At 47.2% G+C, this 695-nt stretch carries 1 protein-coding gene; it reads left to right on the forward strand.

Annotation, left to right across the window (positions count from 1 at the left end):
- The coding region (locus R7040_RS26725; RefSeq protein ID WP_318097623.1) for a malic enzyme-like NAD(P)-binding protein at positions 1–695 on the forward strand (695 nt) is incomplete at both ends.

The raw sequence follows: 695 nt of genomic DNA on the forward strand, positions 1-695 counted from the left end.
TGTGACGTACCAGTATTCCACGATGATCAACATGGTACGGCTATCGTGACAGCTGCAGGTATGCTCAATGCTATCGAGCTGCAGGGTAAGAAGCTTGAAGATTCAACGATTGTTTGTCTTGGTGCTGGTGCTGCAGCCGTTGCGTGTATGGAGCTGCTTATCAAGTGTGGCGCAATGCGCGAGAAGATCTACATGCTGGATCGCAAAGGGGTGATCCATACTCGTCGTGATGATCTGAATGAGTACAAGCAACTGTTCGCAAACAATACAGATAAGCGCACACTAGAAGATGTGATTGAAGGTGCAGACCTATTCCTAGGTGTATCTGGTCCAAATCTATTGCCACCAGAAGCGTTGAAACTCATGGCTGACAAGCCAGTTGTATTTGCTTGTTCGAACCCAGATCCTGAAATCAAACCTGAGCTAGCACACGCAGTGCGTGATGACTTAATTATGGGTACTGGTCGCAGTGATTATCCAAACCAAGTGAACAACGTGTTGTGTTTCCCTTTCATTTTCCGTGGTGCGTTAGATGTACGTGCGAGTGAAATCAATGACGACATGAAGCTGGCAGCAGTTGACGCAATTCGTGCATTGGCAAAAGAGCCTGTGCCTGAATCGGTACTAAAAGCTGCAGGTGTTGAGAAGCTAGAATTTGGTAGCGACTACATCATCCCTAAGCCAATGGATCCACG

The sequence above is a fragment of the Vibrio sp. 1069 genome, from assembly GCF_033340555.1.